Origin of the sequence: uncultured Pseudacidovorax sp. (assembly GCF_913773995.1) — a bacterium.
Classification (GTDB): Bacteria; Pseudomonadota; Gammaproteobacteria; order Burkholderiales; family Burkholderiaceae_C; genus Xenophilus.
Map to the genome: position 1 here is coordinate 1 of NZ_CAJYES010000258.1, position 5,323 is coordinate 5,323.

Here is a 5,323-nt window from a genome sequence, read left to right on the forward strand (position 1 = left end):
TCTTCGGCAGCCAGCGCGCCGACCTTCAGCAGGTGGCCGCATGAAGAACGACCTGCCCCAGGTCCTGCTGCGTGCCGAGCACCGCGCGCCGATGCCGGACGGCCCGGGCCGTCGTCGACGCTGGCTCATCGGCGGCGCCATCGGCGTGCTGGCCGTGGTCGCGCTGGCCTTTCCCATGGAGACCGTCGTGGTCGCCAACGGCAAGGTGATCCCGTCCGACCGCGTGAAGTCGATCCAGCATTTGGAAGGCGGCATCGTGCGCGCCGTGCTCGTGCGCGAGGGCGAGCGCGTCAAGGCCGGCCAGCCGCTGGTGGAGATCGACCTGGGCGGCAGCGGCCTCAACCTGGAAGAGCTGAGCGCCCGTCAGGCCGCCACGCAGGCGGCGCGTCTGCGCCTGACGGCCGAGAGCCGTGGCGAGCCATTGCGGCGCGAGAGCTTTCCGCCCGCCATGGACGCCGACGTGGTGCGTGGCGAGCTGGGCGCCTACCAGGCCCGCTCGTTGGAGCAGCGCGGCATCGCTGCCGGCGCCCAGGCGGCGCTGGAGGCCGCGCGCAGCAAGCAGATGGAGCAGCAGGCCAAGGTGGCTGGCCTCACGCAGCGCGTGGCCCTGGCGCGCAAGGAGCTGGAGATCTCCGAGCAGCTGGCTGCCGAGAAGCTGATCGGCCAGCTGGAGGTGCTGGACAAGCGCCGCGAGGCTGAGGTGGCTGGCGCCGAGCTGGCGGTGGCACGGCAGGGCGTGGTCTCGGCCAGCGCCGCCATCGGCGAGGCGCAGGCCAAGCTGGCCGAGGCCGAGGGCAGCTTCCGCCGCCGCGCGTCGGACGAACTGTCGACCGTGGAGCGTCAGCTGGCCAGCCTCAACGAGGACCTGCAGCGCGCCCGCAACCAGCGCTCGCGCACGGTGGTCACGGCGCCGGGCGAGGGCATCGTCAAGGGCCTGCGCAGCGGCAGCCCCGGCTGGGTCATCAAGCCCGGCGAGGCCATCCTGGACGTGGTGCCCGACGACGCGCAGGTGATGGTCGAGGCGCGCCTGAGCCCCAACGACCGCGGCTTCGTGCATGCCGGCCAGAAGGCCCGCGTGAAGATCACGGCCTACGACTTCCTGCGCTACGGCACGGTCGACGGCCGCGTCGATCTGGTGGCCGCCGACGCCGACCGCGACGCCACGCTGCCCACCGCGCCGCCCTACTACCGGTTGCAGGTGAGCACCAGCGCCTCGCATGTGGGTCGGCCCGAGAACCGCATCACGCCCGGCATGGAGGCCGAGGTGGACCTGATCGTGGGCACCGATCCCTTCATCTGGTACATCCTGCGGCCGGTGCTGAAGCTGCAGCGGGAGGCCTTCCGTGAACCTTGAGCGGATGCAGGAAGAAGCCGCCGTGGCGCCGGTCGGTCCGATGAGCGCAATGCGCGTCGCATGGCATTCTTGCCCCTTCCCCCTCTGGGGGAAGGCAGGGATGGGGGTCAGCGCCCCCCACCACTTTCCAGCGCCGCAGGCCCCCACCCCAACCCTCCCCCAGAGGGGGAGGGAGCCCATGCGGGGCCAGGAGGGCGTCGCATGAAGTGCCTCGCCGCCTGGCCGCTGCGCTCTCCGGCGCGCGCCGCCATCGCCCTGGCCTGCGCGCTCGCCTGCCTGCCCGCCGCCACCCAGGTGCAGATCCGCCGCCAAGGCGTGCCCGTGGCCGTGTACGACGAGAACGGCATGCGGCTGCTGACGGCGACGCGGCTGTCGATGCCGGAGGCGCCCGCGCCGATGCCGGTCGATGAACGCATCGCGGCGGTGGCGCCAGCGTCGCTGCGTGGCGCGACCACACCCATGCCCTCCGCAGCGCCCGCTGCAGCAGCGCCCGCGCCCGTCTCGCTGCCCGTGACGCCCGCTTCCACGCCATCGGCCGCGCCGGCCGCTGCAGGCGCCGCGGCTGGCGCGCCCGGCCTCGTCATCACCGGCCAGACCCAGCGCTTCAAGCAGTCGCTGCGCACCCTGGCGCTGGAGCATCCCGAAGTGCTGGCCGCCGATGCGGCCGCCGCCAGCAGCGGCTTCGAGGTCGAGGCGGCCAAGAAGGCGCGCTACCCGCGCTTCAAGGTCGGCACGGCGAGCGGAACCTACAACAGCGGGCGCGACGGCGCCTCCAGCGAGAACTACACCCTGCTGACCGCCGAGGCCCGCATGAGCCTGATCGACGGCGGCGCCATGAGCGCCCGCGAGCGCGCCGCTGAGGCCGGCAGCCGCGCCCAGAGCGAAGCCGTCAAGACCACCTCGCAGAAGGTGGTGCTCGACGCATTGACGGCCTACATGCAGGTGCAGCGCTTCGACCTCAAGCGCGAGATCGCGCGCCGCTCCACCCGCATCGTGCAAGACCTGGCCAGGAGCGAGGAGCGCCGCGTCGCCCTGGGCGGCGCCGGCGAAAGCGCCCTGCGCATGGCCGGCGCGCGGCGTGCAGGCATCGCCGCGCGCGAGGCCGACTTCGACGCGCAGCTGGCCGAGGCCATCGCCAAGTTCGACAGCTACTTCCGCTTCGTGCCCGATCCGGCCCGCCTGCCGCTGCTGCGCACGCCGCCGTCCTGGCAGATCGCCTCGCAGCAGGAGGCCATCGCCCGCGCCGAGGCGCGCAGCACCGAGCTGACCGAGGCGCAGGAGCGCGTGGCCCGCGCCCGCGAGCTGGTCGAGCAGCAGGAGGCCAGCATCTGGCCGACCGTGGAGGCGGTGGTCGTCAAGACCCAGGACCCGCGCGGCGTGACCACGTCCGAACCTTCGCGCGCCGCGCTGGAGCTCAACTGGAATTTCGGCAGCGGCTTCGATCGGCAGCTGCGCGTCAAGTCGGCCCTGGCCGAGGTGCAGAACCAGGAGGCCAAGCTCGACGGCGTGCGCCGCAACCTGCTGGAGCTCACCGCCTCGGCCTGGGGGCGAACCGCCAGCGGCCGGGAGCGCGAACAGCAACTGCGCGAGGCCGTCGCCGAGTCGGGCGAGGCCTTCCGCGGCCGCAGCCGGCTGCTGGAGTTCGGCCGCGAGACGCTGCCCAATGTGCTCGACGCCCAGCTGGAGCACAACAACCTGCTGCTGGACTACATCGATGCGGTGTTCGACCTGCGCGTCACCGAGTTCCGCCTGGCGCGCGCCACCGGCGAGTTGCGCGTGGAGCCCGATGGCGTCAGCCCCTGGGTGGACGAGATCGTGGGTGCGCCGGCCCGCTCGCTGCTGGGGCCGGACGGCCTGGGCATGACGCAGCAGGGCGCCCCCGCCGCACCTGCGAAGGTGCCGGCGCCGGCGCGCGCGGTGGTTCAGCGCCCGCCGGTCCCGCCGGCGGCCGAGGTCTCCCTGGGCGGGCCCGCACTTCCGGTGCAGGCCATGCCCCAGCGCATGGCGCTCAGGGCCGCCTCCCGACTACAGTGAGGGGCTCGATCCTCTTCTCGCCCCTGCATTGAACGACGCTGACACGACCCTCCGGCGCCGCCGCGTCGAGGCGCTCTACGACACCGTGCCCATCTCCGGTTTCATGGGGCTGGCGGGCGCGATCATGCTGGCCCTGGTGTTCTGGCGGCCCGACCGGCACGCGCTGGTGCTCGGCTGGCTGGTCGCTTCGTGCACCCCCATCTTTGCCCGGCTGGCCCTGCGCTGGGCCTATCGCCGGTATGGCAGCGAGGCCGTGCCCGGCACGGGCTGGGTCTGGATCTCCATCGTGCTCATGGCCTTCACCGGCCTGGCCTGGGGCATCGGGCTGGCCTGGATGCTGGTGCATGGCGATGCGGACGAAGTGCCCGTGGTGGTCGGCACGGCGCTGGGCGCGGTGGCGATGACCATGACCAACATGGCCTACTGGCAGACGCATGCCGCCTTCCAGGTGCCCATCCTCGGCTCGATGGCGGTGGCCGTGCTGATCGCGCGGCCGGGCTTCGCGTCGGTGCTGGCCACGGCGTCGGTGGTGCTCAGCCTGGCCCAGCTGTTGCTGGCGCGGCGCATGGCCGGCATCTACGTGCAGGCCTTGCGCGTCTCGCTGGACAACGAGCGCCTGGCCCAGGACCTGGCGGCCCGCAGCCATGCCCTGGAGCAGGCCAACTTCGAGCTGGAGCTGCTCAGCCGGGCGGACCCGCTGACGGGGCTGGCCAACCGCCGCAGCTACATGGAGTGGCTGAACGTCGTGTGGGCGCGTGCGGCGCAGGAGGACCTGCCGGTGTCCCTGCTGTCCGCCGATGTGGACCGCTTCAAGCTCTACAACGACGCCCATGGCCATGGCGCGGGCGACCGCTGTCTGCAGGCCGTGGCCTCGGCGCTGGCCCATGCCTGCCGCAGCGACCAGGACCAGGCTGCGCGCCCGGGCGGCGAGGAATTCGCCATCGTGCTGCCGGCCACCGAATTGCGCGACGCGGTGCAGGTCGCCGAGCGCGTGCGGCAGGGCGTGATCGATGCCTCGCGCGATGCGGGCTGGGCCCTGCCCGCGGGCGTGACGGTCAGCGTGGGTGTGGCCTGCCGGCATCCGCGCGAGGGCGGCAGCATCGAAGACCTGCTGCGCGAGGCCGACCAGGCGCTGTACCTGGCCAAGGACCGCGGGCGCAACCGGGTCGAGGCCGCGCCGGCGGTCGGGGCTGTCTGAGGCCGCACGGGCGTTCCAACGGGGCGTGCCGGGCGGGCGCTCATGACGACTCCGGCGCCTCCGGCACGCCCGGCTCGCCGTCCATGATCTGGTACTTGCGCATCTTCTCCCACAGCACCTTGCGGCTGATGCCCAGGTGCTGGGCGGCATCCTGACGGCGCCAGTCGTTCACTTCGAGCGCCGCGATGATGCGGTTGCGTTCGGTGGCGTTCCAGCCGCGGCGCTCCAGCGGGGCGGCGGAGGGCACCTCCACCGGACGGGCCAGCGCCAGGGCACGCTGGATCAGCGTGGGCTCCCAGCTTTTCGTCTGCCGCGCGATCACGCCCACCCGCTCGGCCAGGTTGCGCAGCTGCCGCACGTTGCCCGGGAAGGTGGCCGAGGCGATGGCGTCGGTCAGCCAGTGCGGCGGCTCGCCCAGCTCCTGCAGCAGCGCATCGCCCAGCACGCCGGTCAGCACGGCCTTGAAGAGGGCGATCTTGTCGGCCTCGCCGCGCTCCTCCAGGCTGGGGATGCGCAACTCGATCACCGCCAGGCGGTAGAACAGGTCGGCGCGGAATTCGCCTGCGGCCACCATCTCGCGCAGGTTGCGGTTGGTGGCCGCCACCAGGCGGAAGTCCACCCGCATCGGCGTGGCCGAGCCCAGCCGGGTCACGGCGCCGTCCTCCAGCACCCGCAGCAGCTTGACCTGCTGGTAGCGCGGCAGGTCGCCGATCTCGTCCAGGAACAGCGTGCCGCCG

4 protein-coding genes are annotated in these 5,323 nt (G+C 72.9%); 3 read left to right on the top strand and 1 reads right to left on the bottom strand.

The features are described from left to right. Positions 1–40: 40 nt before the first annotated feature. The 3 genes from QZ772_RS25110 to QZ772_RS25120 all read left to right on the top strand — a co-directional run bounded on the left by QZ772_RS25110 (position 41) and on the right by QZ772_RS25120 (position 4,586). Entirely contained in the window at positions 41–1,354 is a 1,314-nt protein-coding gene (locus QZ772_RS25110) for an HlyD family type I secretion periplasmic adaptor subunit (RefSeq protein ID WP_295532542.1), read from the top strand. A gap of 201 nt (positions 1,355–1,555) precedes the next feature. Continuing rightward, positions 1,556–3,388 carry a TolC family protein gene (locus QZ772_RS25115; RefSeq protein ID WP_295532544.1) on the top strand — a complete coding sequence of 611 codons (1,833 nt, stop codon included), beginning with the start codon at positions 1,556–1,558 and terminating at the stop codon, positions 3,386–3,388. A 28-nt stretch (positions 3,389–3,416) separates the two neighbouring features. Next, positions 3,417–4,586, top strand: coding sequence for a diguanylate cyclase (locus QZ772_RS25120; RefSeq protein WP_295532546.1), 1,170 nt, complete (start codon positions 3,417–3,419; stop codon positions 4,584–4,586). A 40-nt stretch (positions 4,587–4,626) separates the two neighbouring features. Here the strand turns inward: QZ772_RS25120 and QZ772_RS25125 are convergent. Continuing rightward, positions 4,627–5,323: sigma 54-interacting transcriptional regulator (locus tag QZ772_RS25125; protein ID WP_295532548.1), on the bottom strand; the 697-nt coding region annotated here is incomplete at its 5' end.